Here is a 25,741-nt window from a genome sequence, read left to right on the forward strand (position 1 = left end):
GGCCCATATTGTCAAGGAAGAAGGGCAAATTTGTCCCTGGGTAACAAACACTGTCGGCCTGAGGAGATGGCGATGACCGTGCGGCGCACGCCGCGCGCCGCGGACCGGCCGAGCCCGGCACCCGACGAGGTGCGCGACTGGCTGGCCGACTACGTCTACGAGACGATGCGCGCCGAGACACTGGAGCGGATCGTCACCCGGCTCGACGACGTCATCATCGCGCGAATCCCCGAACTCGCCGATCGCGATATGCGCCGCGACCTCGCGGCCAGCACCCGGGCGCACGCCAGGATCGTGCTCAGCCGCCTGCCCAGCGACGCCTTCGAGTTCTCGCTGCCGGAGGAGGCGCACGCGTTCGCGCGCAGCGTGGCCCGGCGCGGCTTCGAGCTGCGGTTGCTGCTGCGGGTCTATCACGTGGGTATGGAGGCGGTGCTGGACTACATGACCGAGGTCGTCGAGCACCGGCGGACCACGCCGGAACTCGAGCGCGTGGTGCTGCTGCGGTTGTTCGAGCGGGCCACCAAATGGATGAGCACCTCGGTCGAGTTGCTCACCGACACCTACATGGAGGAGCGCGAACAAGTCCTGCGCGCCGCCATCAACCGGCGGGCCGAGACCGTCCGCGCCCTGCTGGACGGCGACGACGTGGACGTCGAGCAGGCGTCGGTGCGGCTGGGCTACCGGCTCTCCCGGCAACACCTGGCCTTCGTGCTGTGGACCGACGAGCCGACCGGCGAGCCCGCGGACGCGGAGGCGACCGGATTGCTGGACCGGGTCGCGGCCCGGCTGGCCGCGTCGTTCGGCAGCGCACGGGTGCTCACCGTTCCGTCCGGCGCCAGCGCCATGTGGGCGTGGGCCGGTTCGGACGACGTGGAACGCGCCGCCGAACTCGCGGCGCCGGGACAGCTGGAGCGGCTGGCCGAGGCGCAGGTCGAGGCGCCGGTGCGGGTCGCGTTCGGTGTGCCCGCCGCAGGAATCGCCGGCTTCCGCCGCAGTCATCGCGAGGCGGTCGCCGCGCGGCAGGTCGCCGAGCGCGCACCTGCGGGCGGCCCGCGGGTCACCGGGTATCGAGCGGTGGAGATCGCCTACCTGGCCGGCGCGGACGAAGCGGCCATGCGCGGGCTGGTCGAGCGTGAGCTGGGCGCGCTCGCGAGCCGGGATGCGAACGCCGCGCGGCTGCGCGAGACGCTGCACGCCTATCTGCGCGGGCACCGCAGCCCGGAGGCCACGGCGAAAGCGCTCGGTGTGCACAAGAACACGGTTCGCTACCGCGTGCAGCGGATCGAACAGCTGCTGGGATATCCGATCGAAGAGCGGGGCTTGCCGCTGGAGATCGCGCTGGTGTGCGTCGACGTCTACGGCGCGGACGCCCTGCCCTGAACCGCGGCTACTCTCCCGCCACCGCCTCGCGCGCCGCGATGCGGCGCAGTGGCGGCTCGGTGGGCGGCGCCACCCTGCGGTCGGGTAACTCGGCGAGCAACGTGGTGGTCGCCTCTGCGATGGCCGCGACGGCCTTGTCGACGGCCGATTTGGTGGTCGAGCTCAGGCCGGACACGCCACCGACCTTGCGCACGTACTGCAGTGCGGCGGCATAGATTTCCTGCTCGGTTGCGGCAGGTTCCAGACCACGCAGGACGGTGATGTTTCTACACATGCGAGCACACTAGCCCCAGATCACGACATGCGTCAGGGCAAGAAGTCACCGAGGCCGAAAACTATTCGCCCAGCGGACGCGCACTCGACCCGCCGCGGCGACGAACATGCGCGGCCATCCGCGAATAGCGAGCGTCCGCCGGGACGGATGGGGAACAATCGGGGGCATGTCTGCGCGCGGTGTACCGACCTTGACGACGTTTCCGTACGCGGAGCTGGACGAGCGGGAGGAAGACCATTGGTCCGGCGCCGCGGTATCCGACGACGAACTGCGGGCGTTGGCCCTCGGCGCCTTCTACTCGGCGCGCTGGGACGCCTTCCACGACGCGCTGCTGCTCGGTCCCGAACGCGCGCATCCCCTCGGTGACCGGCGCGAGCTGGCCATCGACACGCTCACCGGAGCGTGGGGCATCACCGACGGCACCGAGGCGCGGGCCTCGATGGAGCAGTTGCTCGAGGGCATGCACGCCCCGCTCTACGCACTGGTGCACCCGCTGGTGGCGGCCTCGATCAACGCCAGCGAGCGCGATCGGTTCGGCGAGCGGGCCGACCGGCACCGGGCGTTCCTGCGGCAGGTCGGCGCGTTCCGCGGCATGGACAATCCGGAGGCGCTGGTCCGCGACTACGACATCTGGTCGCAGGCGATCAAGATCGGATTCACCGACCATCTGGCCCGGCCGCTGCCCAGCGACATCCACGCCTGGGATCTGGCCAGGGTGGTCGCGGTGGCCAGGATGGCCTACACGGCCGGCTACCTCGACGCCGACGTGGCCTGGGGCTATCTGGCGCGCGCCCTGCCGCTGGCCCAGAGCAAGTACCGCAACTGGCGTCAGTTCGGCGACGCCTACCTCACCGGCTGGACCTATTGGCAGGCCTGCGAGGACCTGGCCGAGCTGAAGAACGGCGGTGTCGATCGCCGCAAGGAACTGCTGCGGCTGTGGCTGCGCCCGACCAGCCCGTGGCGGCGGGTCGCGCTGAACTCAGCTCCCGTCGGGGAGTGAGCGCAGGATGCCGCGGCCGTAACGCTGGAACTGCGCGTCGTCGACCATGCCGAGGGAGTGCCGCTCGACCAGCAGCTCCCACTCCGAATACAGCTGGGCCACACCGGGATCCGCGGAGCCCGCGGCCCCGTCGGCGGATTCCCTGCGCACCGCGAAGTTCACCGCGCAGGTGACCCGCTCGGTGTCTGCGCGGTCGACGCCGGTGAAATGCAGCGTCCGGCTGCCGTCGTGCACCTCGATGCCGGTGGCGCCGCGCCCGGGACCGATCTCGCCGCGGCCCGCGGTGGGGGTGTCGGTGACGCGCGCCCACAAGACCACGGGGATCGGGAGTTCGTGCGCGTACCGGCTGTCGCCGATCGAGACGAACAGCAGGCGCGCCGTCGTCGCGGCGAGCACGCCGGAGCCGTTGCCCGCGGGTGGTTGCGCGATCGCGACGGCGGTCTCCAGGACGTACTCGTCCGGCGTCACGTAACGATGCAGAGCCGCTATCGCCTGTTTCGTCTCGCGGCGCGGCGACATCCTTCGGGTGGCCCGCTCCACGTCCGCGCGAACGGGACCGCCGCGGCCCCAGGTGGGCGCCGGCGGGCGCAGATCCGGCGCCGCCACGTCGATGCGCTGGGTGGCCAGGATGTGCGCGTTGAGCCGGTCGATGATCTCGATGGCCGCCGGGACGTCGTGCTCGGCGATCAGGACCGGCAACGGGGTGCGGTCCGCGGGCACGCCGGTGAGTACGGGCGTGGGATAACGCAGATAGATCTCGATGACGACCGCGTCGTCCGCGCGCCGGTTCAGCCGGACCTTGAGCAGGTCCGAGACCGGGACATCGAGGACGCGCTCGCCGTCGGACCCGGGCCGCAGGACGATCAGCCGGCCGCGGCCGTGACGCAGTATCGCTGTGGGTGTCCGTAGCTCGACTATGTCCATACCCCCTGCGCTCGTGTCTGGTGCGGCGCTCCCGGGGTTTTCGTGGTTTGCGAGCTACCGCCTACGTGCCCGTCGCTCGCGCCGCGAGGTTGTGTCGTCGCTCACGATAGGCCGAACATGCCATGATTGTTGCCACTTGGAGGAAGCCGGACCGGAGACATCGGGAACCACCGTCGATCCCCGGCCGTTTACCTCATTAGCTGCACCTGCAGTCGAACTGTGCGATGTATCGACTAGACCGTACGCGGTAACGTGGCATGTCCGCATCCGAACCCCCGCGGAACCGGACGCGCCAGACGCATCGCTAGGCAAGAACCGGAGACACCGGAAAGGACTGGCCGCCCCGGCCGACGCTCTATGAACCGCAAGACAGTGTTTCGCACCCTGGCCATAGTCTCGGGCATTTTGCTCGTGATCTATGCGTTCAGCTATTTCGGCAACGACACGCGGGGCTGGAAGAGCGTCGATACATCGGTTGCCCTGAGCCAGCTCGAGAACAAGAGCAACGTTCAGAACATTCAAATCGATGATCGTGAGCAGCAGCTGCGCATCGAACTGAAGGACGGCAACGACGCCACCGGCGGACAGAACAAGATCATCGCGAAGTATCCGGGCGGAAGCGAGACCTCCGCCCAGATCTTCGACGCGGTGAAGACCTCCGGCGCGCCCTACAACACCGTGGTCAAACAGGAGAGCTGGTTCACCCAGATCCTGCTGTTCGTGCTGCCGATGGTCATCCTGCTCGGGTTGTTCATCTTCGTGATGGCCCGCATGCAGGGCGGCGGCCGCGGCGGCATGATGGGCTTCGGCAAATCGAAGGCCAAGCAGCTGTCCAAGGACATGCCCAAGACCACGTTCTCCGACGTGGCCGGAGCCGACGAAGCGGTCGAGGAACTCTACGAGATCAAGGACTTCCTGCAGAACCCGGTTCGCTACCAGGCTCTCGGCGCCAAGATCCCCAAGGGCGTCCTGCTCTACGGCCCGCCCGGCACCGGTAAGACCCTGCTGGCCCGTGCCGTCGCCGGTGAGGCGGGCGTGCCGTTCTTCACCATTTCCGGCTCGGACTTCGTGGAGATGTTCGTCGGTGTCGGCGCCTCCCGGGTGCGCGACCTGTTCGAGCAGGCCAAGCAGAACAGCCCCTGCATCATCTTCGTCGACGAGATCGACGCGGTCGGCCGCCAGCGCGGCGCCGGCCTCGGCGGCGGTCACGACGAGCGCGAGCAGACCCTCAACCAGTTGCTGGTCGAGATGGACGGCTTCGGCGACCGCACCGGCATCATTCTGATCGCCGCGACCAACCGCCCCGACATCCTCGATCCGGCGCTGCTGCGTCCGGGCCGGTTCGACCGGCAGATCCCGGTCGGCAATCCGGACCTCGCCGGTCGCCGCGCGATCCTGCGGGTGCACTCGCAGGGTAAGCCGATCTCTCCGGACGCCGACCTGGACGGCTTGGCCAAGCGCACCGTCGGCATGTCCGGCGCCGACCTGGCCAACGTGATCAACGAGGCCGCGCTGCTCACCGCCCGCGAGCACGGCGCGGTGATCACCGGCGAATCGCTGGAGGAGTCGGTAGACCGCGTGATCGGCGGCCCGCGCCGCAAGAGCCGGATCATCAGCGAGCACGAGAAGAAGATCACCGCCTACCACGAGGGCGGCCACACCCTGGCCGCCTGGGCGATGCCGGACATCGAGCCGGTGTACAAGGTCACCATCCTGGCGCGCGGACGTACCGGCGGGCACGCCATGACGGTGCCCGAGGACGACAAGGGCCTGATGACCCGCTCGGAGATGATCGCCCGCCTGGTCATGGCGATGGGCGGCCGCGCGGCCGAGGAACTGGTGTTCCACGAGCCGACCACCGGCGCGTCCTCCGATATCGACCAGGCCACCAAGATCGCCCGCGCGATGGTCACCGAGTACGGCATGAGTTCCCGGCTCGGCGCGGTCCGCTACGGCCAGGAGCAGGGCGACCCGTTCCTCGGCCGCTCGATGGGCATGGGTTCGGAGTACTCGCACGAGGTGGCGGGCGCGATCGACGTGGAGGTGCGCAACCTGATCGAGGCAGCGCACACCGAGGCGTGGGCCATCCTCAACGACTACCGCGACGTGCTCGACGACCTGGCCACCGCGCTGCTGGAGCGGGAGACGTTGCACCGCAAGGATCTCGAGCAGATTCTCGCGTCGGTGCAGAAGCGCCCGCGGATCACCGCGTTCAACGATTTCGGCGACCGCGTCCCCTCGGACAAGCCGCCGGTGAAGACCCCGGGCGAGCTGGCCGCCGAGCGCGGCGAGTCGTGGCCGCCGGAACCGGCGGTGGCCGCGTCCGCGCAGCGTGACCCGCAGGCCTCCAACGGCTACCCGCCGCACGAAAGCGGTTACGGAGCTCCGCCGCAGTACGCCCGCCCGTCGGCACCCGGCTACCCGCTGCCGCAGGCGCCCGCCCCGGCCTATCCGCGCCAGGGCACCCACGGTTCGCGGCCGGACTACGGCGCTCCCGCGGGATGGTCGGCTCCCGGCTGGCCGCCCCGGGACGAGCCGCAGCAGCAGGGTCAGCCCGGCTGGGGTGACTCGCAGCAGCCGCGGCACGGCTACCAGCAGTGGGGTCCGCAGGGGACCGCGGAAGGCGGCTACGACCGGGACGGTTACGGTGACCGCGGCGGCTACGACGAGCCGCGCCGCGCCACCCCGAACGGCGAGGGCGACAACGGTGATTGGGATGGACCGAACGGTCGTCACTGAACAGTGACGATTAGGCTCGACCATCGTGGGGTGCCGAGAAATTGCCGGCGCCCTGGGAGTTTGGAGGTGTCCTCGATTGTCGGCCAACGATCACGGCGGTGGCTACACCCTCGCCGAAGCGGATAGTGCTGAACACGATGGTTTCGACATCGGCCTGGCGGAGCCTGGACCGGTCGCCCTGGAGAGCGGTAGATCGTTCGACCAGGCACGGGCCGAAGCGGCGGTGCGGGAATTGCTGCTCGCCGTCGGTGAGGACCCGGATCGGCCGGGGCTGCGGGAGACGCCCGCCCGGGTCGCACGCGCCTATCGGGAAACCTTCGCGGGGCTCTACGTGGAACCGGATTCGGTGCTCAACACCACGTTCGACGAGGGCCACCAGGAACTCGTGCTGGTGCGGGATATCCCGATGTACTCCACCTGTGAGCATCACCTCGTGTCGTTCCACGGCGTCGCCCACGTCGGTTACATCCCCGGCCCGCACGGGCGGGTCACCGGTCTGTCGAAGCTCGCCCGGCTGGTCGACCTGTACGCCAAGCGCCCGCAGGTGCAGGAGCGGCTGACCAGCCAGATCGCCGACGCGGTGATGCGCAAGCTGGATCCGCGCGGCACCATCGTGGTGATCGAGGCCGAGCACCTGTGCATGGCGATGCGCGGTATCCGCAAGCCGGGCGCGAGTACCACCACCTCCGCCGTGCGCGGGCTGTTGCAGTCCAACGCCGCCTCGCGGGCCGAGGCGCTCGATCTGATACTTCGGAAGTGAGCGGGCCCGCGGTGTCGGAACCGAGCAGCGGAGGGCGCGCGGCGACCGGGGACGACACCGCCACCGCACGCCCGGACGGTCGATCGGCGACCGGAGCGCGGGCGGGTGGGCTCGAGAGCGTCGGCGCCCGCGCCGGGCGATCCTGCGTGGTGATGGGCGTGGTCAATGTCACCAGCGATTCGTTCTCCGACGGTGGGCGATACCTCGATCCCGAGCTGGCCATCGCGCACGGCGTGCGGCTGTACGCCGCCGGCGCGGACATCATCGACGTGGGCGGCGAGTCGACCAGGCCGGGCGCGGTGCGCATCGATGCGGCGACCGAGGCCGCCCGGGTGACACCGGTCATCCGCGGCCTGGTCGCGGCGGGCGTGCCGACCAGCGTGGACACCATGCGCGCCGCGGTGGCCGCCGCGGCGATCGAGGCGGGGGTGTCGGTGGTGAACGACGTCTCCGGCGGTCGCGCCGACGCCGACATGGTGCGAGTGGTCGCCGCCGCGCGGGTCCCGTGGATCCTCATGCACTGGCGGGCGGGCGCCGACTACCGGCACACCGGACCGGCGGACCACTACGACGACGTGGTCGCCGAGGTGCTCGCCGAGCTGACCGCGCAGGTGGACCTGGCCGTCGCCGCCGGCGTAGACCCGTCCCGGCTGATCCTCGACCCGGGGTTGGGCTTCGCGAAGAACGCCGAGCACAACTGGGCTCTGCTGGGAGCGCTGCCCGAACTGGTCGCGCACGGGCTGCCGGTCCTGATCGGCGCGTCGCGCAAGCGTTTCCTCGGCTCCCTCCTCGCCGACGAGGCGGGGCCGCGTCCACCGGACGGCCGCGAGACGGCCACCGCGACCATCTCGGCACTGGCCGCACTGCACGGCGCGTGGGGTGTGCGGGTGCACGACGTGCGCGCCTCGCTGGACGCCATCGCGGTCACCGACGCGTGGCAGAATGCCGCACGGCACGACACCGTCCGACCCAGTGCGCAAGGAGCTCGATGATGAGCCGGTCCCCGGTCCACGCCGAACACGATGCGCCGACGCGCGATTCGGCGACCAAGCGCGGCGCCGACCGGATCGAGTTGCGCGGCCTGCGCGCCTTCGGACATCACGGTGTCTTCGAGCACGAGCGTCGTGACGGTCAGGAATTCCTGGTCGACCTGACGGTGTGGGTGGATTTCGCCTCGGCCGCGGCGTCCGACGACCTGGCCGCCACCGTGGACTACGGCGCGTTGGCCGAGCGTGCGGTGCGCATCGTCCAGGGCCAGGCGCGCAACCTCATCGAGACGGTGGTGTCGGAGATCGCCGACGACGTGATGACCGATCCGCGGATCACGTCGGTCGAGGTGGTGCTGCACAAGCCGTCCGCGCCGATCCCGCACACGTTCGCCGACGTGCGGGTGATCACCTCCCGGCACCGGGAGCCCGCCGAATGACCGAGCGCAATCGCGGCGCGGCCATTTTCCGGACCGCGCCGGGCGCCGCGGAGGCGCGCCGATGACCCGTGCCGTGCTGTCCATCGGTTCGAACCTGGGAGACCGGCTCGCCCATCTGCGCAGTGTGCTGGACGGGTTCGGGCATCGGGTGCTGGCCGCCTCCGCCGTGTATTCGACCGCGCCGTGGGGCGGCGTGCAGCAGGAGGATTACCTCAATGCCGCTGTGCTGGTAGAGGATCCGGTCTTCGGCTGCGCGGACTGGCTGCGCCGGGGCCAAGATCTGGAGCAGGCCGCTGGACGCGTGCGCGAAGTGCGCTGGGGCGCGCGCACACTCGACGTGGACGTGGTGTGGTGTGCCGAACTGCGCGATGGAGAACCGGTCGCGTGCCGCAGTGCCGACCCGGATCTGCTTCTGCCGCACCCCCAGGCGCACCGGCGCGCTTTCGTGCTGGTGCCGTGGCTGGACGTCGTGCCGGACGCGGTGCTCGAGGTCGACGGCGTACCGCACGCCGTGGCGGATCTGCTGGCGCGGCTGGATCCGGCCGAGCGCGCCGGGGTGCGCCGCACCGAATTCTCGTTGACGGGCCTGCCCTCGTGAAACTGAAGCCGACTCGCGTCCTCGACCTCGTGGCGACCGTGCTGATCGCCGCGATCCTCGCGTGGATCGCCACCAGGGTGGCCTACGACAACTTCCCGCCGATCTCGGTGTTCGCGGGAGCCTCGCTGTACCCGGTGGCCGCCATCGAGGCGGTGCTCGCTTTCGTGATCCGAGCCAGGGTCAACGACCACGAGATCGGCGACGGCCGCCACCAGTTGCATCCGATCACCGCGGCCCGCGCCGTCGCCCTGGCCAAGGCGTCGGTGCAGGTGGGTGCGATCTCCGCCGGCATCTGGCTCGGTTTTCTGTGCTGGGTTTTCCCGCAGCGCGGCACGCTGCGCGCGGCGGCCGCCGACAGCCCGGGTGCGATCGTCGGGATGCTGGCGGGGGTGGCTTTGGTTGCTGCGGCCCTCTGGTTGGAGTATTGCTGCCGGGCGCCGGACGATCCGACCGACGATGCGGCAACTACCTAGCTAGCTTTACGAACGGAATCACCAAACGTTGTGTGGGCGCGGCTCCACCTATTGGCTACCCTGGCTGGCATGGTTTCACCCTCCCGTAGCAGCACTTCCCGTCGACGGCGGGACGACGCGGGAAAATTGTTCGTCGGCATCTTGATCTTGCTCGGCCTGGTTGCCAGCGTTTTCCTGATCTTCAGTAACAGCGTGCAGTTCGTACGGGTAGGTCTGATTGCGGCGCTGTGGGCGGCGGCGATCGGCGCTCTGGCTGCGACGAAGTACCGCAAGGAAGCGGATATCGACAAGGCGAAGGTCCGTGATCTACAGACCGTCTACGAGTTGCAGTTGGAGCGGGAGGTCACCGCGCGACGCGAGTACGAGCTCGGCGTAGAGGCGCGAGTGCGGGAGGAAGTGGGCGCCGACGCGGCCGAACTCGCGGCCTTGCGCGCGGAACTCACCGTGCTGCGGCAGAGCCTGCAGCGGCTGTTCGACGGGGATCTGCCGATGGATCGCCCGGCGCTGCGCGCCGACGCGACCCGGATTCAGGAGCTGACCAGCTCGGGAGCGGAATCCGGGAACAATAGCTCCGCGAATGCCGGGATGTGGTCGGTGTTCGCCGACCAGCAACCGCATAGCAGTATGACGCCGATCTTCGAGCCCGATCATCCCGAGCCGCCTGCCTTCGCCAGCCCCTTCGACGATCCGGTCACCGCCGAGACCGCGGTGGTCTCCATCGACGATGACGACGACGAGCAGGCCGACGCGGAGCATGCGCGCTACGCCGAGCCGCGTGGCTGGGCCGACGCCTTCACCGAGACTGTGGACGAGCCGGTCGACGAGCCGCCGACCCAGCCCGCCGCGCGGCCGTGGCCGACCCGGGAGCCTGCCCCGCGGCCGGCGTCCGCGCCGACCATGGGCACGCCGAGCGCGCGCAGGCGGCGCAGGGCCGAGAGCGACGACGAGACGCCGTCGCGTCGTCTTTCGGTCGCGGAGATCATGGCCAACCTGCAGTCCGAGGAGCGCGAACGCCGGTGACCCGCGGCCGGCGCTGCCCCGGCACTGCGGCATAGATCACGCGGGCACCCCGTGGCGGCAGAGAACCGCCTGCCGATATTCTCTTGGCGTACCGTCCGGTACCCGCATGGCGGGACTGGAACGACATCGAGAGGACAACGTTGACCTCGAGAAGCGTGAATTCAGACAACGCTGCTTCGGGCTTCGACCCCGCGCCCGCACGCCTGACGGTGGGAATCGTCTCGGCGGGACGTGTGGGCTCGGCATTGGGCGCCGCACTCGAGCGGGCCGGACACATCGTGTTCGGCGTCTGCGCGATCTCCGACGCCTCGGTGCGCCGTGCCGAGACCCGGCTGCCCGAATCGGAGATCCTGCCGGTCGAACAGGTGGCCGCCCGTAGCGAGCTGCTGCTGCTCGCCGTACCCGACACCGAACTCCCCGGCCTGGTTCGTGGCCTGGCCGGTGCGGGAGTCGTCCGGCCGGGCACCCTCGTCGCGCACACCTCCGGCGCCAACGGCGTCGGCGTGCTCGCGCCCCTCGCCGAGATCGGCGCCGTTCCGCTGGCCATCCATCCCGCCATGACCTTCACCGGACACGACGAAGACGTGCCCCGGCTGGGCAACGCCTGCTTCGGCATCACCGCGGCCGACGAGGTCGGTTACGCCATCGCGCAGTCGCTGGTGATCGAAATGGGCGGTGAGCCGGTCCGGGTGCGCGAGGCCGAACGCTCGCTGTACCACGCCGCTCTCGCACACGGCAGCAATCACCTGGTCACAGTGATCGTCGACGCGGTCGCCGCGCTGCGGGCAGCCCTGGACGGGCCGGGCCTGATCGGCCAGCAGCTCGTCGACGACCAGCCGGGCGGCTTGGCCGAGCGCCTGCTCGCCCCGCTGGCATCGGCGGCGCTGGACAACGCACTGCGCCGCGGCCAGTCCGCGCTGACCGGCCCGGTGGCCCGCGGCGACGCGGACGCGGTGGCCGCGCATCTGGACGCGCTGTCGTCGGTCGATCCCCGGCTGGCCGCGGCGTACCGCGCGCTGTCGCTGCGCACCGCGGAACGGGCCGGCACCGCCCCGGCCGTCATCGAGCTGCTGGAAGGACACTGATGTTCGATCCGAAATTGGGCGGTGCCTACCGGCCCGGTGAGCTGACCGTGCACCACGATCCCGCCGTACTCGGCGCGGTGTCCGCCGCTCTGCGCGGTGTCGGCCGCACCGTCGCGCTGGTGCCGACCATGGGCGCGCTGCACGAAGGCCACTTGGAGATCGTGCGGCTGGCCAAACGCACCAACCAGGTCGTCGTCGTCTCGATCTTCGTCAATCCCTTGCAGTTCGGGGCGAACGAGGATCTGGACAAGTATCCCCGCACGCTGGACGCCGACGTCGAGCTGCTGCGCGCGGAGGGCGTCGAGCTGGTGTTCGCGCCGAGCGTGGCCGACATGTACCCCGACGGTCCGCGCACCACGGTGCACCCCGGTCCGCTCGGCGCGGAGCTGGAGGGCGCCAGCCGCCCGACCCACTTCGCGGGCATGCTCACCGTGGTCGCCAAATTGCTGCAGATCGCGCGGCCGACCGAGGCGTTCTTCGGCGAGAAGGACTATCAGCAGCTCACATTGATCCGGCAGATGGTCCGCGACCTGAATTTCGACGTCAAGATCACTCCGGTGGTCACCGTGCGCGAGGCCGACGGCTTGGCGCTGTCCTCACGCAACCGCTATCTCGACCCGGTGCGGCGCGAGGCGGCGCTCGCCCTGTCGGCGTCCCTGTCGGCGGGCAAGCACGCAGGCGGCCTCGGCGGTGACGCGGTACTCGCGGCCGCCCGCCAGGTGCTCGATGCCGCGACCGGCGTGGACGTCGACTACCTGGAGCTGCGCTCGGCCACTCTGGGGCCCGCCCCGGCGACCGGCAACGCCAGGCTGCTGATCGCGGCCAGGGTCGGCGCGACCCGGCTCATCGACAACGTCGCCGTCACGCTCGGCGCTCCGATCGACGGCCATCCCAACGTCTCCGGTTCGCGGCCCGCCGTGGACTCCTCCCAGCATGCCCCGGCGGTGTCCGAGCCCGCCCCGATCTTCCCCGCGAACTAGAAAGGGCGACGCAATGCTGCGCACCATGATGAAGTCGAAGATCCACCGCGCCACCGTGACGCACGCCGACCTGCACTACGTCGGCTCGGTCACCGTGGACCAAGACCTGCTCGATGCCGCCGACCTGCTGGAAGGCGAACAGGTCTGCATCGTGGACATCGACAACGGCGCCCGGCTGGAGACCTACGTCATCGCCGGTGAGCGGGGGTCCGGTGTGATCGGGATCAACGGCGCCGCGGCGCACCTGGTGCATCCGGGTGACCTCGTCATCCTGATCGCCTACGGTCAGCTGAACGAGCAGGAGATCGCGGACTACGACCCTAAGGTCGTGTTCGTCGACGAGCGCAATCGTCCGGTCGAGCTCGGCTCGGACCCGGCGCACGCTCCGGAGGGCTCGGGCCTGACCTCGCCGCGCTCCCTGTCGTTCGTCTGAGGACCGGCGACCGGGACATGCTGCTGACCATCGATGTCCGCAACACCAGTATCGAACTCGGTCTGTTCTCCGGTTCCGGGGCGCATTCGAAACTGGTGCGGCACTGGCGAATGCACACCAATCCGTTGCTGACCGCCGACGAATTCGCCATGCAGGTGCGCGGGTTGGTCGGCGCGCAGCTGGACGAGGTGATCGGCGTCTCCGCGCTTTCGACGGTGCCGCCCGTGCTGCGTGAACTGCGCGCCATGCTCGGTCAGTACTGGGCTCACGTTCCGCATGTATTGGTGGAACCCGGTGTGCGCACGGGGATTCCGTTGCTGGTGGACAATCCGAAAGAAGTCGGCGCGGACCGTATCGTCAATTGTCTGGCCGCCTACCAGCGGTATTCCGCACCCGCGATCGTCGTCGATTTCGGCACGGCGATCTGTGTCGATCTGGTGTCGAAGAAGGGCGAGTTCCTGGGCGGCATCATCGCGCCCGGTGTGGAGATCTCCACCGAGGCGCTGGTGGAACGCAGCGCGCTGCGGCGGGCGGAGCTGACCAGGCCGCGGTCGGTGCTGGGGAAGAACAGCATGGAGTGCATGCAGTCCGGAGCGGTTTTCGGTTTCGCCGGACTGGTGGACGGTCTGATCGATCGGATTCGCGACGAGTTCGACGCCTTCGCGGGCGACGATGTCGCGATCGTGGCGACCGGCGCGACCGCACCGCTGATCGTCCCGGAATCCGAAACGATCGACGATCACGATCCGCACCTCACGCTGACCGGGCTCCGGCTCGTATACGAACGCAACCAGCGGCGCAAGGGAAGTGTCTGAAATGCGCGGTGTCGGCTTTGTCGCAGGCCGGGTACTTGTCGATACCGCGCCGGATGCTGTTAAACTCACTTTCGTGACTTCCCGCGTGAGCACCCAGGAGTGTTGTCGAGGCTGACTTGCCTCGACCGATCGAGGCTGCCTTCCCGCCCTCGACCGATACCTTCCTCCTGGAGATTCGCTCATGCGTTCTTCTGTTCTTTCCCTTTCTTCCGCGCGCACCGCGTTTTCGGCTACCCCTCCGGTGGAGCGCTCGGTGTCGCCCGCGCTTCCCACCCGGTTGCGTCCGGCCGATCTGCTCCGGCTGACCGACGAAGGCGCCGAGGATGTGCTGGCCGGGCGGTACGACCACCTGCTTCCCGCGGACGGGACGTGGCCGGTGGACGAGCGCTGGGCGACCAGATTGCTCGCCGACGACGAGGTCGATGTCTGGCTGATCAGCTGGACTCCGGGTAAATCGACCGAATTGCACGACCACGCCGGGTCGCTCGGCGCACTCACCGTGCTCAGCGGCGCGCTGTCGGAATACCGTTGGAACGGAACGGAATTGCGCTGCCGCACGCTCGCGGCGGGTGACCAGGCTTCGTTCCCGATCGGCTGGGTGCACGACGTCATGCGCGCGCCCGCCGCCGTGCCCGGCGCTGCCGACTCCGCGGGTCCGCTCGACCCGACGCTGAGCGTGCACGCCTATTCCCCGCCGCTCACCGCCATGTCCTATTACGAGGTGACCGGTCACGGCACCCTCCGGCGCACTCGAACCGTTCTCACCGACCAGCCCGAAGGTGATATGTGATGACCCGTTTGACCATCGATCAGATGCTCGAGAACGCACGGGCCCAACTCGAGCGGATCTACGCCTTCGAATTGCCGCAAGCTATCGAGCGCGGCGCCATTCTGGTGGATATCCGGCCCCAGGCGCAGCGCGGGCGCGAGGGCACCTTGCCCGGCGCGCTGGTGATCGAGCGCAATGTCCTGGAATGGCGGCTCGACCCCACCAGCTCCGCCCGCTTGGCGCTGGCCGCCGATCACGACGTGGAATGGATCGTCGTCTGCTCCGAGGGCTATACCTCCAGCCTGGCGGCCGCCGCTCTCCAGCAACTCGGGCTGCACCGGGCCACCGACCTGGTGGGCGGCTACCAGGCATTGAAGGCGGCCGGCCTGCTGAACGTCGCCATGGGGGCGCCGCACTTCGCACGTGAGCTCGACGCGCTCGCGTCCCTGTAAAATCACCCGCGAACACTTCCATCTCGAAATAGCCGGTCGCACAGGTGTTTCCGGACACCGCTCGATGCGCACCGGCTATTTCGCGTATCCGGAGCCTCGGCCCGGCGGTCCGGATCGGGGCAGAGCATCGATACCGTTTCGTTACTCCGAGTCAGAGTCCGGGCGGCTCGCAAAACGATTTCCGGTGCACGCTAGGGTTGTTCGATGTGAGCACCCCGAACTCTGCATCCTCCAGCGCATCGACATCGGATTCGCGGCCTGCCGTGGCGCCCGACGCCGACGACGCCCCGGAGCAGATACGGATTCGGCGGGAGAAGCGGGAGCGGCTGCTAGCGGCCGGTGGCGATGCCTATCCCGTGGTCGTGCCGCGCACGCATACCCTCGCGGAAATTCGGGCCGCATATCCGGACCTGGCCGCCGACACCGCCACCGGACAACAGGTGGGCGTCGCCGGACGCGTCATATTCCTGCGTAATACCGGCAAGCTGTGTTTCGCGACACTGCAGGAGGGTGACGGCACCAAGCTGCAGGCGATGATCAGCCTGAACGGGGTCGGCGCGGACGCCCTCGCCGCCTGGAAGGCCGATGTCGATCTCGGCGACTTCGTTTTCGTGCACGGTGAGGTCATCTCCTCCCGCACCGGGGAACTGAGCGTCATGGCCGATTCCTGGTCCATGGCGGCGAAGGCCCTGCGGCCGCTGCCGGTGGCGCACAAAGAGATGAACGAGGAGTCGCGGGTCCGGCAGCGCTATGTCGATCTGATCGTGCGCCCCGAAGCCAGGGAAATGGCCCGCACCCGCATCGCCGTGGTGCGTGCGCTGCGCAACGCGCTCGAGCGCAGGGGATTCCTCGAGGTGGAGACGCCGATGCTGCAAACGCTGCACGGCGGCGCCGCGGCCCGGCCGTTCGTCACCCGTTCCAATGCCCTCGATATGGACCTCTACCTGCGCATCGCGCCGGAGCTGTTCCTGAAGCGCTGCGTGGTCGGCGGCTTGGAGCGGGTCTTCGAGATCAACCGGAACTTCCGGAACGAGGGAGCGGACTCCACGCATTCCCCCGAGTTCGCGATGCTCGAGACATACCAGGCATACGGCACCTATGACGACTCGGCGGTGATGACCCGGGAATTGGTGCAGGAAGTGGCCCAGGAGGCGTTCGGCACCCAGGTGGTGACCCTGGCCGACGGTACCGAATACGATCTACGCGGCGAGTGGGCGACCGTGGAGATGTACCCCTCGCTGTCGGACGCGCTGGGAGTGCAGGTCACCCCGGAAACTTCGGTCGCCGAATTGCGGGCACTGGCGGATCGGGTCGGTCTGGAAATTCCGGAGGGCAAGGGCTACGGCCACGGGAAACTCGTCGAGGAACTCTGGGAACACCAGTATGGCGACAAGCTCTACGCGCCGACTTTCGTGCGCGACTTCCCGGTGGAGACATCCCCGCTGACCAGGCAGCATAGGAGTGCGGCAGGCGTCACGGAGAAGTGGGACCTCTATGTGCGCGGCTTCGAGTTGGCCACGGGCTATTCGGAGTTGGTCGACCCGGTGATCCAGCGCGAGCGGTTCGTCGACCAGGCTCGGCTGGCCGCACAGGGCGACGACGAGGCGATGGTGCTCGACGAGGACTTCCTCGCGGCGATGGAGCACGGCATGCCGCCGACCACCGGAACCGGTATGGGAATCGATCGCTTGTTGATGGCGCTCACGGGATTGGGAATCCGCGAAACGATACTGTTCCCAATTGTGCGTCCGGTCACCAGGTGACCACTGGATTGCAAAGCAGCGGCTCCGTCTTGGAATTTCCGGAATTCGGGGTATTCTTGCCTCGGGTAATCGGCCTAGTATGCGGGTCGCACGATTTCGAGAGGACGTTCATCTCATGGCAAAGAAGGTCACCGTTAGCCTGATCGACGATGTCGACGGTGAGTCCATCGCGGACGAGACCATCGAGTTTGCGATCGACGGTGTGTCGTACGAGATCGACCTGTCGTCGGCAAATGCGGCGAAGCTGCGCGACGGTTTGGAAGAGTGGGTTTCGAATGCGCGCCGGGTCAGCGGCCGGCGCCGGGTCAAGGCCGCCGCGGCCACCGCGGGGACGCCCAAGAGCCGGGTCTCGATCGACCGGGAACAAAGCGCCGCAATTCGTGAGTGGGCGCGTCGGAATGGACACAAGGTGTCCGCCAGGGGCCGCATCTCCGCCGACATCACCGACGCGTACAACAAGGCCGCGAAGGGATAGTTCTATTTTCGGCCGCCGTCCCGGCGAATCGTGCGACGTCGGGGCGGCGGTCTTGTTTGTGATAGACCTTCGATATAGCAGCGAGACCGGATCCCACGGTGGCCCGTCACGGGCGGATGAATCGATCTTGCTCGTGGTACCCGAACGCGGCACCATGGAAACGTGCGACGGTCACTGGCGGTATGGAGAGGCGAGGTATCGGCGCAGTGACAGGATTCGTCGGATCATTCTTGCGGTTCACCGATGACGCCGGTCGGCAGCAGGAGCTCACGCTCACCCCCGACCGCGGGCGCGTCACGATCGGCCGCTCCCCGCATGCCGATCTCGCGCTGAGCTGGGACGCGGAGGTCTCCCGCCTGCACGCGGCGGTCGAGTACCTGGGTGCGCACTGGACCATCGTGGACGACGGTCTGTCCCGCAACGGCACATTCGTCAACGGGGACCGGCTGGTCGGCCGCCGCAGGCTGATGGCGGGCGACGTCATCCGGGTCGGCACCTCGCGGGTGTCCTTTCACGACTTCGGCGGCGTGCCCGACGACATCACTCGCACCTCCACCGGCTCGATGCCCACCGCGCGCTCGCTCACCGAAACGCAGCGCTCGGTGCTGATCGCGCTGTGCCGCCCGTACAAGCACGGCGCGGGCTTCGCCACTCCGGCCTCCAATCAGCAGATCGCCGAGGAACTGTTCCTCAGCGTCGACGCGATCAAGACCCACCTGCGCGCGCTGTTCGCCAAGTTCGGCGTGGAGGATCTGCCGCAGAACCAGAAGCGCGTTCGGCTGGCTGGATTGGCCATGCAGAGTGGGCTCATTTCCGATCGGGACCTGTGAGACCTTCACGGTAGACGCTCGCTTAGGCGGGCGAGCTTCTCGGCCATGGAGAGTCGTGACGACAGCGGCTTGACTTGGACTCAGCAGCCGGATCGAGAACGAGTCCGGCCGAGTTTCCCAGCAGGAGGAAGTCATGACCGCCACACGTCTCGCCGCACTGGTGTTCGCCACGCTGGCGACAGGCCTGATCGCGGGCCTGTTCTACGCGTACGCCAATTCGGTGATGCCCGCGCTCGCCCGCACCGACGACCGGGCGATGATCGACGTGATGCAGAAGATCAACGTGGTGATCATCAATCCGTGGTTCATGATCGCGTTCCTCGGCACCGTCGGCGGCACCGTCCTGGCGGCCGCGCTGCACCTGGGCCGGGAGCACCGCGGCACGCTGATCTGGATCGTGCTGGCGCTGGTGCTCAACGTCATCGCGTTCGCGGTGACCTCGGGCCTGAACGTGCCGCTCAACGACCAGCTGGCGGCGGCGGGCGACCCGGCCTCGATCGCCGACCTCGCCGCGGTGCGCGCCGATTTCGAATCCGCCTGGGTCCGTTGGAACCTCGTGCGGGGCGTCGTCCACACGCTGGCCTTCCTGGCGCTGTGCGGCGCGCTGTTCGCCGCAGGCATTCAGCAGGGGAAGGCCACCGCCGCGGCCAGCACGCCGGGCCATCCGGTCGCCGGCCAGTACGCGGCGGACCGGTCCGGCGCGCCCGCCTTCGGTCAGAGCTAGTTTCCGCAACGACCCGCCGGAATCTACTCCGTCTGGGCCACTCCGTGCGGTAGCTTCCCGGGAAGACGAGACCGGACCGGGAGGCTATTGTGCGGCGTGTCCCAGGCTTTTCGTTGCTGATCGTTCTGCTCGCCGCGGTGTGCGGCACCGCGGGCTCGGCGCACGCGCGGCCGACGCAGGAGCGATATCCGGTCGACTACAACTTCTTCGCCGGGATTCCCGCCGAGCTGGCGAATCCCGGCGGTTCGCTGCCCGGAACCAACGACTGGTCCTGCCGGCCCGGCTCGGAGCACCCGAACCCCGTGGTTCTCGTGCACGGCACGGGTGGTGGCGCACAGACGAACTGGGGCGTGTATGCGCCGCTGCTGGCCAACGAGGGCTACTGCGTGTACTCGAGCACGTTCGGCGCCTACAACCTGCCGTGGCCCGCTTCGGCCGTCGGCGGCATGCTCCCGATCGAGCAGAGCGCGGCCCAGCTCGGTGCTTTCGTAGACCGGGTACGCGCCGCGACCGGCGCGGCCGAGGTCGACCTCATCGGCCATTCCCAGGGCAATTTCATCGGCAACTACTTCGTCAAGCGGCTCGCGGGCGCGAGCAAGGTGGACAAGATGGTCGGGCTGGCTCCGCCCTGGCTCGGCTCGAACGCCGGCGGCATGGCGGACCTGAACGAGTTCGGCACGCGCCTGGGCCTCGGCCCGTTCTTCGACGCCGTGGCCGGGTCGCCGTGCATGGCGTGCCGCCAGGTGCTGCAGGGGTCGGAGTTCGTACGCGCCCTCAACTCGGACGGCGTCTACCACCCGGACGTGACCTACACCAACATCGCGACCGTGCTGGACGAGCTCGTGGTGCCCTACACCGCCGGATTGGTCACCGGGCCGCGAGTGACGAATATCGTGGTTCAGGACGGCTGCGCGACGGACTACTCTGGACATACCGGCATAGCGGGCAGTCGGAGGGCCGCGACCTACGTGCTCAACGCGCTCGATCCCGCGCATCAACGCCCGGTGCCCTGCGGTTAGGTCCACCCGTACACCGGGTAGGCAGCCCAGGTCGAACGTGTTCGGCAGTGATCCGGTCGGCGAGCAGTCTGTTCGCTGAGGGCAAAACCCGGCTGGAAACGAATCCCGCGCCGCCCACGTTATGAGTGAATGACCGTGCTGTCGCCGGTCGGCAATAGGGTGGACTGGCGGCGGCGGCATCTCCCGCCAACTAGAGTGGAGGCGGGGGCCGCAACCCCCGGGCTTCATGGCAGGCTGACGCCCACGGTTGTTGTACACAGCACACTGCGGCGTCTGTTGCCAGAATGTCGGAGCAGGAGAGTGAGGGAGCGATGTTCGAGAGGTTCACCGACCGCGCGAGGCGTGTCGTCGTCCTGGCCCAGGAAGAGGCCCGGATGCTCAACCACAACTACATCGGCACCGAGCACATCCTGCTGGGGCTGATTCACGAGGGTGAGGGCGTCGCGGCCAAGTCGCTGGAGTCGCTCGGCATTTCGCTGGAAGGCGTGCGCAGCCAGGTGGAGGAGATCATCGGCCAGGGCCAGCAGGCCCCGTCCGGTCACATCCCGTTCACCCCGCGCGCCAAGAAGGTGCTGGAGCTGAGCCTTCGCGAGGCGCTGCAGCTCGGTCACAACTACATCGGCACCGAGCACATCCTGCTCGGCCTCATCCGTGAGGGCGAGGGCGTGGCGGCGCAGGTGCTGGTGAAGCTGGGCGCCGATCTCAACCGTGTGCGCCAGCAGGTCATCCAGCTGCTGTCCGGGTACCAGGGCAAGGAGCCGGTGGAGTCCGGTTCGCGCGGCGAGGCGGGCACCCCGTCCACCTCGCTGGTGCTCGACCAGTTCGGCCGCAACCTGACCCAGGCCGCGCTGGAGGGCAAGCTCGACCCGGTCATCGGCCGCTCGAAGGAAATCGAGCGCGTCATGCAGGTGCTCAGCCGCCGCACCAAGAACAACCCGGTGCTGATCGGCGAGCCCGGCGTCGGCAAGACCGCCGTCGTCGAGGGTCTCGCGCAGGCCATCGTCAACGGCGAGGTCCCGGAGACGCTGAAGGACAAGCAGCTCTACACCCTCGACCTGGGTTCCCTGGTCGCGGGCAGCCGCTACCGCGGTGACTTCGAAGAGCGCCTGAAGAAGGTGCTCAAGGAGATCAACACCCGCGGCGACATCATCCTGTTCATCGACGAGCTGCACACGCTCGTCGGTGCGGGCGCCGCCGAGGGAGCCATCGACGCGGCCTCGATCCTGAAGCCGAAGCTGGCCCGCGGCGAGCTGCAGACCATCGGCGCGACCACCCTCGACGAGTACCGCAAGTACATCGAGAAGGACGCCGCGCTCGAGCGCCGGTTCCAGCCGGTGCAGGTGGGCGAGCCCACCGTCGAGCACACCATCAACATCCTCAAGGGTCTGCGCGACCGCTACGAGGCGCACCACCGGGTCTCCATCACCGACGGCGCGCTGGTGGCGGCCGCCACCCTGGCCGACCGCTACATCAACGACCGGTTCCTGCCGGACAAGGCGATCGACCTGATCGACGAGGCCGGCGCCCGGATGCGCATCCGTCGCATGACCGCTCCGCCGGACCTGCGCGAGTTCGACGACAAGATCGCCGAGGCGCGCCGGGAGAAGGAGTCCGCGATCGACGCGCAGGACTTCGAGAAGGCCGCGCGGCTGCGCGACAAGGAGAAGCAGCTCGTCGCCAAGCGGGCCGAGCGGGAGAAGCAGTGGCGCTCGGGTGACCTGGACGTCGTGGCCGAGGTCGACGACGAGCAGATCGCCGAGGTGCTGGCGAACTGGACCGGTATCCCCGTGTTCAAGCTCACCGAGGAGGAGACCACCCGTCTGCTCCGCATGGAGGACGAGCTGCACAAGCGGATCATCGGCCAGGAGGACGCGGTCAGGGCCGTCTCCAAGGCCATCCGCCGCACCCGTGCCGGCTTGAAGGACCCGAAGCGTCCGTCCGGCTCGTTCATCTTCGCCGGCCCGTCCGGCGTGGGTAAGACCGAGCTGTCCAAGGCGCTGGCGAACTTCCTGTTCGGCGACGACGACGCGCTCATCCAGATCGACATGGGCGAGTTCCACGACCGCTTCACCGCCTCGCGGCTGTTCGGTGCCCCTCCGGGCTACGTCGGCTACGAGGAGGGCGGCCAGCTCACCGAGAAGGTGCGCCGCAAGCCGTTCTCGGTCGTGCTGTTCGACGAGATCGAGAAGGCCCACCAGGAGATCTACAACACCCTGTTGCAGGTGCTCGAGGACGGCCGTCTCACCGACGGCCAGGGCCGGACCGTGGACTTCAAGAACACGGTGCTGATCTTCACCTCGAACCTCGGTACCTCGGACATCTCGAAGGCCGTCGGCCTCGGCTTCACGCAGAGCAATGCCGAGGGCTCGAATTACGAGCGCATGAAGTTGAAGGTCAACGACGAGCTGAAGAAGCACTTCCGCCCCGAGTTCCTCAACCGCATCGACGACGTGATCGTCTTCCACCAGCTCACCACCGACCAGATCGTCCAGATGGTGGATCTGATGATCAACCGCGTCGCCACGCAGCTGAAGAACAAGGACATGGCGATCGAGCTCACTCAGAACGCCAAGAACCTGCTGGCCAAGCGTGGTTTCGACCCCGTGCTCGGTGCTCGGCCGCTGCGCCGCACCATCCAGCGCGAGATCGAGGACCAGCTGTCGGAGAAGATCCTCTTCGGCGAGATCGGCCCCGGTCAGACCATCGACGTCGACGTCGAGGGCTGGGACGGCGAAGGCTCCGGCGAGGATGCCAAGTTCACCTTCACCGGTAAGGCGAAGCTGACCAAGGCACAGACCGAGGAGAAGCCGGAAGTCGTGCTGACCGGCGCGACGGAAAGTTCCACCGAGGCCGCCTCGGGCGAGTAAGTCGCAACGCGAAAGCCCGTGCCCACCGGATGCCGGTGGGCACGGGCTTTTGTGCTTCTGCGGTGCTCCCGGACGCCGCCGTCGTAATGATCGGCCAGGAAACTCACGGCCTCGGGTCGAGTGAAAATGTTCATGCCGAAGGACTGCGCTGTGGACATACCGGAGCCATCGTCGCGCGTCGTCACTTTGCGATATGCCTGGACACGAACGCGCGAAGCTGCCGCTCAGGAATTAACCAGATAATTGCCAAGTGCCGTCGGGGTGGGAAATCAAATGATTGCTGAAGAATTGCTATTGCCGTGATATCGGGCCGGGCGAACGACGTCTCGCCATGCCGTCGCGAGTGGTGGCGCCAGCCTTGGTTACTGCCAGCCCGGGCGGACGAGCCCGGATTCGTAGGCCATGACCACCAATTGGGTGCGGTCTCTGGCGTTCAGTTTGGTGAGAATGCGACTGACGTGCGTGCGGGCGGTGGCCGGGCTCATATAGAGGCGTTCGCCGATCTCGGCGTTGGTGAGGCCCTCGGCGACCAAGGTCATCACTTCGCGCTCGCGGTCGGTGAGCTCGGTGAGGCTGGCCGGAGGCGGAATTTTCGCGCGCGCGGAGAATTCCGCGATCAATGTCCGCGTCACGCCGGGCGACAGCAGGGCATCACCTGCGGCGACCACGCGGACGGCACGCACCAGATCGGCCGGTTCGGTGTGCTTGACCAGAAATCCCGTCGCGCCGGAGCGCAGGGCCTCGAAGACGTACTCGTCGAGCTCGAACGTGGTCAGCACGACCACGCGGACACCGGCCAGCTGCGGGTCCTCGGCGATCATGCGGGTAGCGGCCAAACCGTCCAGGATCGGCATGCGGATGTCCATGAGCACCACGTCGGGGCGGATTGCGCGGGTCATGCGCACCGCCCGCTCGCCGTTGTCCGCCTCGCCGACCACCTCGATGCCGTCCTGGGCATCCAGCAACGCGACGAAGCCGCCACGCACCAGCGCCTGGTCGTCGGCCACGAGAACCCGGATGTCACCGGGCGGCCCGGGCGCCGCGTCCGTCCCGGCGGAGTCGTCGTGCATCGGGTCTCCTCTGCCGTCGGCCGGGTCGCGTGGTGCCGTCATCGCCGTGCGCGACCCGCCCGGGTGCTCGTCCGCTCGTCCGCGTCGGTGGGGCGGCGCTGCGGTCCGGCCGCCGCCGTACGCGGCTCGTCGGGGCTCGCATCCGCGTTGCCCGAGGAGGTCGTACGCGGTGCCTTGCCGTCCGCTGATGACATACCGGCCGCCGCGTCGGCAGATGCCGGTGTTCCGGGTGCCAAGGCGTCAGGGCTTGGTTTCGGCGTTACCGGTGTGGCGGGGCCATGGGTCAGCGCACTGGCCGCGCCCTGCGGATCCGTCTGCGATGCCGTGTTCGCTGAAGGCGTCCCCGTCGGCGTGGTTGCGCCTGGTTCGGGTGTCCGCGTGGGCAGCCGAGCGGCGACCCGGAACCCGCCGCTGGGGCGCGGACCCGCGGTGAGCGCGCCGCCGAGCGCGTGGGTGCGCTCGCGCATGCCGATGATGCCGTTGCCGCCGCCGGCGCCGGAGCGCGAGGTGGCACTGGTCGGCCGGGTGTTGTCGACGGTGATGTCGACCGAATCCACGGTGTAGCGCACGGTCACCGTGGCATCCGCGCCGGGTGCGTGCCGCAGCACGTTGGTCAGCGACTCCTGGACGATCCGGGCCGCCGCCACGTCGATGACGCTGGGCAGCTGCTGCGGAGTGCCGAGTATCCGGGTGTTGACCGTCAATCCGGTGGCGCGGGGACGCTGCAAAAGGTCGTCCAAGTCGCCGATGCTCGGTGCGGGGGCGCGTGGTGCGGGTGGCGGCTCGGCCACTGCCTCGGCCGCCTCCTCATGGCGGTCGCCGTCGCTCGAAGTACGCTCGGCTGCAGCCGAATTTCGGTTGCGTGCGGAACGGCGGGTCCGGCGCAGGCCGGTCTCCTCCGCGTCGGCGTCGTCCGTGGCCGGTTGCTCGTCGGCCGCGGCGGCCGCGGTGCCGGAGCGGAGCGTGTGCAGCAGCGTATGCACCTCGGCGAGCGCGTCGCGGCTGGCGTTCTTGATCGCGGTGAGTGCCGTCTCGGCCTGTTCCGGGCGCTTGTCGAGCAGTTCCAGCGCGACCGAGGACTGCACGTTGATCATCGAGAGACTGTGTGCCAGCACGTCGTGCAGTTCACGCGCGATGGCGAGGCGCTCTTCGCCGGCCCGCCGCTCGCGCTGCGCTTCCTCGTCCCGGCGCGCGGCCTCGGCACGCTGCTTGCGCGCGACGAGCACCGCCTTGCGCTGCCGGATTCCTTCGGCCGCCAGCAGCAGCACGGCCAGCCACGCCATCAACGCGAAGATCTGCCACAGGTTGGCGGGGCGGCCGAGCAGCGCGGGCAGCGGCCAGACCAGCGCCAGGTACCCGAGCGGGACGAGAGGGTAGGTCCACCAGCGTGATCCGGCGCTCGCGGCGGTGAGGAAGGCGACGACCAGTGCGACGAAGATGGGCCCGTATCCGTAGCCGCGCACGAAATACGCCAGGCACACGGCGAGCACCACGATCAGCACGGGCACCGGCTGTACGCGCCGCCAGATCAGCGCCACCGGCCCGGCCAGCAGCAGCAGATAACCGAGGACGTCGAGGGAGTGCACCCCCGTCTGCCGCATATTCGCGAAGGTGCCACCGACCAACTGCACTGCGGCCACGACGAGCGCGACCCCCCAGTCCCAGCCGACCGAACTTCGATCCGTCATCCCTGCCACCCGCACCCACGTAGCCTATGCGGCTCGGTCGTGATTCGACGTCCGCCTGGGAACGTATTTCGCGGGAATCGCACCGATTCGGCTATTTGCCGGACGCCGAGCCTGGGACAGAGCAGCCCGCCGCGCCTGCTTCCAGTGATCCGCGGTGGCAGCTTCCCTGTGATCCGC

25 protein-coding genes are annotated in these 25,741 nt (G+C 68.6%); 21 read left to right on the forward strand and 4 right to left on the reverse strand.

What is annotated here, in order from left to right:
- Positions 1-72: 72 nt before the first annotated feature.
- Positions 73-1,380, forward strand: a complete 1,308-nt coding sequence (locus ON19_RS02340; RefSeq protein ID WP_051168460.1) for a PucR family transcriptional regulator — start codon at positions 73-75, stop codon at positions 1,378-1,380.
- Between the two features lie 7 nt (positions 1,381-1,387).
- Here ON19_RS02340 and ON19_RS02345 read toward each other — a convergent pair whose 3' ends face one another.
- Positions 1,388-1,654, reverse strand: coding sequence for a DUF2277 domain-containing protein (locus ON19_RS02345; protein WP_043685870.1), 267 nt, complete (start codon positions 1,652-1,654; stop codon positions 1,388-1,390).
- Positions 1,655-1,820: 166 nt separating this feature from the next.
- On the opposite strand from ON19_RS02345, the gene ON19_RS02350 reads away from it, so the two are divergent.
- On the forward strand, positions 1,821-2,654 hold the full coding sequence (locus tag ON19_RS02350) for a DUF1266 domain-containing protein (RefSeq protein WP_043685873.1): 834 nt from the start codon (positions 1,821-1,823) through the stop codon (positions 2,652-2,654).
- Here ON19_RS02350 and ON19_RS02355 read toward each other — a convergent pair.
- On the reverse strand, positions 2,634-3,578 hold the full coding sequence (locus ON19_RS02355) for a hypothetical protein (protein ID WP_051168455.1): 945 nt from the start codon (positions 3,576-3,578) through the stop codon (positions 2,634-2,636). The genes ON19_RS02350 and ON19_RS02355 overlap by 21 nt on opposite strands.
- Before the next feature lie 357 nt (positions 3,579-3,935).
- Here ON19_RS02355 and ftsH point away from each other — a divergent pair, with 357 nt between their 5' ends.
- The 19 genes from ftsH (at position 3,936) to ON19_RS02450 (ending at position 22,806) form a co-directional block, all read left to right on the forward strand.
- Entirely contained in the window at positions 3,936-6,317 is a 2,382-nt protein-coding gene (gene ftsH / locus ON19_RS02360; protein WP_043685876.1) for an ATP-dependent zinc metalloprotease FtsH, read from the forward strand.
- A 148-nt stretch (positions 6,318-6,465) separates the two neighbouring features.
- Complete coding sequence (gene folE / locus ON19_RS02365; protein ID WP_227954967.1) at positions 6,466-7,077, forward strand: GTP cyclohydrolase I FolE; 612 nt, start codon at positions 6,466-6,468, stop codon at positions 7,075-7,077.
- A gap of 152 nt (positions 7,078-7,229) precedes the next feature.
- The gene (gene folP / locus ON19_RS02370; RefSeq protein ID WP_051168461.1) at positions 7,230-8,069 is read left to right on the forward strand and encodes a dihydropteroate synthase; all 840 of its coding nucleotides are present in this window, start codon (positions 7,230-7,232) and stop codon (positions 8,067-8,069) included.
- The gene (folB, locus tag ON19_RS02375; protein ID WP_083899099.1) at positions 8,069-8,503 is read left to right on the forward strand and encodes a dihydroneopterin aldolase; all 435 of its coding nucleotides are present in this window, start codon (positions 8,069-8,071) and stop codon (positions 8,501-8,503) included. Before folP ends, folB begins: the two co-directional genes overlap by 1 nt.
- A gap of 61 nt (positions 8,504-8,564) precedes the next feature.
- Complete coding sequence (gene folK, locus ON19_RS02380; protein ID WP_043685880.1) at positions 8,565-9,101, forward strand: 2-amino-4-hydroxy-6-hydroxymethyldihydropteridine diphosphokinase; 537 nt, start codon at positions 8,565-8,567, stop codon at positions 9,099-9,101.
- A 2-nt stretch (positions 9,102-9,103) separates the two neighbouring features.
- A complete protein-coding gene (locus ON19_RS02385) occupies positions 9,104-9,574 on the forward strand; it encodes a DUF3180 domain-containing protein (protein ID WP_043685955.1) in 471 nt (156 codons plus the stop codon).
- A 69-nt stretch (positions 9,575-9,643) separates the two neighbouring features.
- Positions 9,644-10,594 carry a DUF6779 domain-containing protein gene (locus ON19_RS02390; RefSeq protein WP_051168456.1) on the forward strand — a complete coding sequence of 317 codons (951 nt, stop codon included), beginning with the start codon at positions 9,644-9,646 and terminating at the stop codon, positions 10,592-10,594.
- A 155-nt stretch (positions 10,595-10,749) separates the two neighbouring features.
- Positions 10,750-11,679 carry a Rossmann-like and DUF2520 domain-containing protein gene (locus ON19_RS02395; RefSeq protein ID WP_043685883.1) on the forward strand — a complete coding sequence of 310 codons (930 nt, stop codon included), beginning with the start codon at positions 10,750-10,752 and terminating at the stop codon, positions 11,677-11,679.
- Positions 11,679-12,659, forward strand: coding sequence for a pantoate--beta-alanine ligase (gene panC / locus ON19_RS02400; protein WP_043685887.1), 981 nt, complete (start codon positions 11,679-11,681; stop codon positions 12,657-12,659). The genes ON19_RS02395 and panC overlap by 1 nt, the downstream gene beginning before the upstream one ends.
- Before the next feature lie 13 nt (positions 12,660-12,672).
- Positions 12,673-13,092 carry an aspartate 1-decarboxylase gene (gene panD, locus ON19_RS02405; RefSeq protein WP_043685890.1) on the forward strand — a complete coding sequence of 140 codons (420 nt, stop codon included), beginning with the start codon at positions 12,673-12,675 and terminating at the stop codon, positions 13,090-13,092.
- Between the two features lie 17 nt (positions 13,093-13,109).
- Entirely contained in the window at positions 13,110-13,907 is a 798-nt protein-coding gene (locus ON19_RS02410; protein WP_043685894.1) for a type III pantothenate kinase, read from the forward strand.
- A 181-nt stretch (positions 13,908-14,088) separates the two neighbouring features.
- Positions 14,089-14,697 carry a cysteine dioxygenase gene (locus ON19_RS02415; protein ID WP_083899100.1) on the forward strand — a complete coding sequence of 203 codons (609 nt, stop codon included), beginning with the start codon at positions 14,089-14,091 and terminating at the stop codon, positions 14,695-14,697.
- Positions 14,698-14,705: 8 nt separating this feature from the next.
- The gene (locus ON19_RS02420) at positions 14,706-15,128 is read left to right on the forward strand and encodes a rhodanese-like domain-containing protein (protein WP_043685961.1); all 423 of its coding nucleotides are present in this window, start codon (positions 14,706-14,708) and stop codon (positions 15,126-15,128) included.
- A 263-nt stretch (positions 15,129-15,391) separates the two neighbouring features.
- A complete protein-coding gene (lysS, locus tag ON19_RS02425; RefSeq protein ID WP_043685900.1) occupies positions 15,392-16,891 on the forward strand; it encodes a lysine--tRNA ligase in 1,500 nt (499 codons plus the stop codon).
- Positions 16,892-17,006: 115 nt separating this feature from the next.
- Positions 17,007-17,366 carry a histone-like nucleoid-structuring protein Lsr2 gene (locus ON19_RS02430; protein ID WP_043685903.1) on the forward strand — a complete coding sequence of 120 codons (360 nt, stop codon included), beginning with the start codon at positions 17,007-17,009 and terminating at the stop codon, positions 17,364-17,366.
- Positions 17,367-17,548: 182 nt separating this feature from the next.
- Positions 17,549-18,196, forward strand: a complete 648-nt coding sequence (locus ON19_RS02435) for an FHA domain-containing protein (RefSeq protein WP_051168457.1) — start codon at positions 17,549-17,551, stop codon at positions 18,194-18,196.
- Between the two features lie 133 nt (positions 18,197-18,329).
- Positions 18,330-18,920, forward strand: coding sequence for an anthrone oxygenase family protein (locus tag ON19_RS02440; RefSeq protein ID WP_043685909.1), 591 nt, complete (start codon positions 18,330-18,332; stop codon positions 18,918-18,920).
- Between the two features lie 113 nt (positions 18,921-19,033).
- Positions 19,034-19,939 (forward strand): esterase/lipase family protein, encoded by a 906-nt coding sequence (locus tag ON19_RS02445; protein ID WP_438803610.1) that lies wholly within the window; start codon positions 19,034-19,036, stop codon positions 19,937-19,939.
- 311 nt (positions 19,940-20,250) lie between these two features.
- Positions 20,251-22,806 (forward strand): ATP-dependent Clp protease ATP-binding subunit, encoded by a 2,556-nt coding sequence (locus tag ON19_RS02450; RefSeq protein WP_043685916.1) that lies wholly within the window; start codon positions 20,251-20,253, stop codon positions 22,804-22,806.
- 362 nt (positions 22,807-23,168) lie between these two features.
- On the opposite strand, the gene ON19_RS02455 is transcribed toward ON19_RS02450, so the two are convergent.
- Both ON19_RS02455 and ON19_RS38635 read right to left on the reverse strand, forming a co-directional pair.
- Positions 23,169-23,876, reverse strand: a complete 708-nt coding sequence (locus tag ON19_RS02455) for a response regulator transcription factor (RefSeq protein ID WP_051168458.1) — start codon at positions 23,874-23,876, stop codon at positions 23,169-23,171.
- Positions 23,877-23,914: 38 nt separating this feature from the next.
- Positions 23,915-25,564 carry a sensor histidine kinase gene (locus ON19_RS38635; RefSeq protein ID WP_083899101.1) on the reverse strand — a complete coding sequence of 550 codons (1,650 nt, stop codon included), beginning with the start codon at positions 25,562-25,564 and terminating at the stop codon, positions 23,915-23,917.
- Positions 25,565-25,741 lie beyond the last annotated feature (177 nt).

The sequence above is a fragment of the Nocardia abscessus NBRC 100374 genome (assembly GCF_000308455.1).
GTDB lineage: Bacteria > Actinomycetota > Actinomycetes > Mycobacteriales > Mycobacteriaceae > Nocardia > Nocardia abscessus.

What these genes read in the sequence shown, in the direction of transcription:
- ON19_RS02340 (WP_051168460.1), top strand. Translation starts at nt 73, where the DNA reads ATGACCGTGCGGCGCACGCCGCGCGCCGCGGACCGGCCGAGCCCGGCA.
- ON19_RS02345 (WP_043685870.1), bottom strand. Translation starts at nt 1,654, where the DNA reads ATGTGTAGAAACATCACCGTCCTGCGTGGTCTGGAACCTGCCGCAACC.
- ON19_RS02350 (WP_043685873.1), top strand. Translation starts at nt 1,821, where the DNA reads ATGTCTGCGCGCGGTGTACCGACCTTGACGACGTTTCCGTACGCGGAG.
- ON19_RS02355 (WP_051168455.1), bottom strand. Translation starts at nt 3,578, where the DNA reads ATGGACATAGTCGAGCTACGGACACCCACAGCGATACTGCGTCACGGC.
- ftsH (WP_043685876.1), top strand. Translation starts at nt 3,936, where the DNA reads ATGAACCGCAAGACAGTGTTTCGCACCCTGGCCATAGTCTCGGGCATT.
- folP (WP_051168461.1), top strand. Translation starts at nt 7,230, where the DNA reads ATGGGCGTGGTCAATGTCACCAGCGATTCGTTCTCCGACGGTGGGCGA.
- folB (WP_083899099.1), top strand. Translation starts at nt 8,069, where the DNA reads ATGAGCCGGTCCCCGGTCCACGCCGAACACGATGCGCCGACGCGCGAT.
- folK (WP_043685880.1), top strand. Translation starts at nt 8,565, where the DNA reads ATGACCCGTGCCGTGCTGTCCATCGGTTCGAACCTGGGAGACCGGCTC.
- ON19_RS02390 (WP_051168456.1), top strand. Translation starts at nt 9,644, where the DNA reads ATGGTTTCACCCTCCCGTAGCAGCACTTCCCGTCGACGGCGGGACGAC.
- panC (WP_043685887.1), top strand. Translation starts at nt 11,679, where the DNA reads ATGTTCGATCCGAAATTGGGCGGTGCCTACCGGCCCGGTGAGCTGACC.
- panD (WP_043685890.1), top strand. Translation starts at nt 12,673, where the DNA reads ATGCTGCGCACCATGATGAAGTCGAAGATCCACCGCGCCACCGTGACG.
- ON19_RS02410 (WP_043685894.1), top strand. Translation starts at nt 13,110, where the DNA reads ATGCTGCTGACCATCGATGTCCGCAACACCAGTATCGAACTCGGTCTG.
- ON19_RS02415 (WP_083899100.1), top strand. Translation starts at nt 14,089, where the DNA reads ATGCGTTCTTCTGTTCTTTCCCTTTCTTCCGCGCGCACCGCGTTTTCG.
- ON19_RS02430 (WP_043685903.1), top strand. Translation starts at nt 17,007, where the DNA reads ATGGCAAAGAAGGTCACCGTTAGCCTGATCGACGATGTCGACGGTGAG.
- ON19_RS02435 (WP_051168457.1), top strand. Translation starts at nt 17,549, where the DNA reads ATGGAGAGGCGAGGTATCGGCGCAGTGACAGGATTCGTCGGATCATTC.
- ON19_RS02440 (WP_043685909.1), top strand. Translation starts at nt 18,330, where the DNA reads ATGACCGCCACACGTCTCGCCGCACTGGTGTTCGCCACGCTGGCGACA.
- ON19_RS02450 (WP_043685916.1), top strand. Translation starts at nt 20,251, where the DNA reads ATGTTCGAGAGGTTCACCGACCGCGCGAGGCGTGTCGTCGTCCTGGCC.
- ON19_RS02455 (WP_051168458.1), bottom strand. Translation starts at nt 23,876, where the DNA reads ATGCACGACGACTCCGCCGGGACGGACGCGGCGCCCGGGCCGCCCGGT.
- ON19_RS38635 (WP_083899101.1), bottom strand. Translation starts at nt 25,564, where the DNA reads ATGACGGATCGAAGTTCGGTCGGCTGGGACTGGGGGGTCGCGCTCGTC.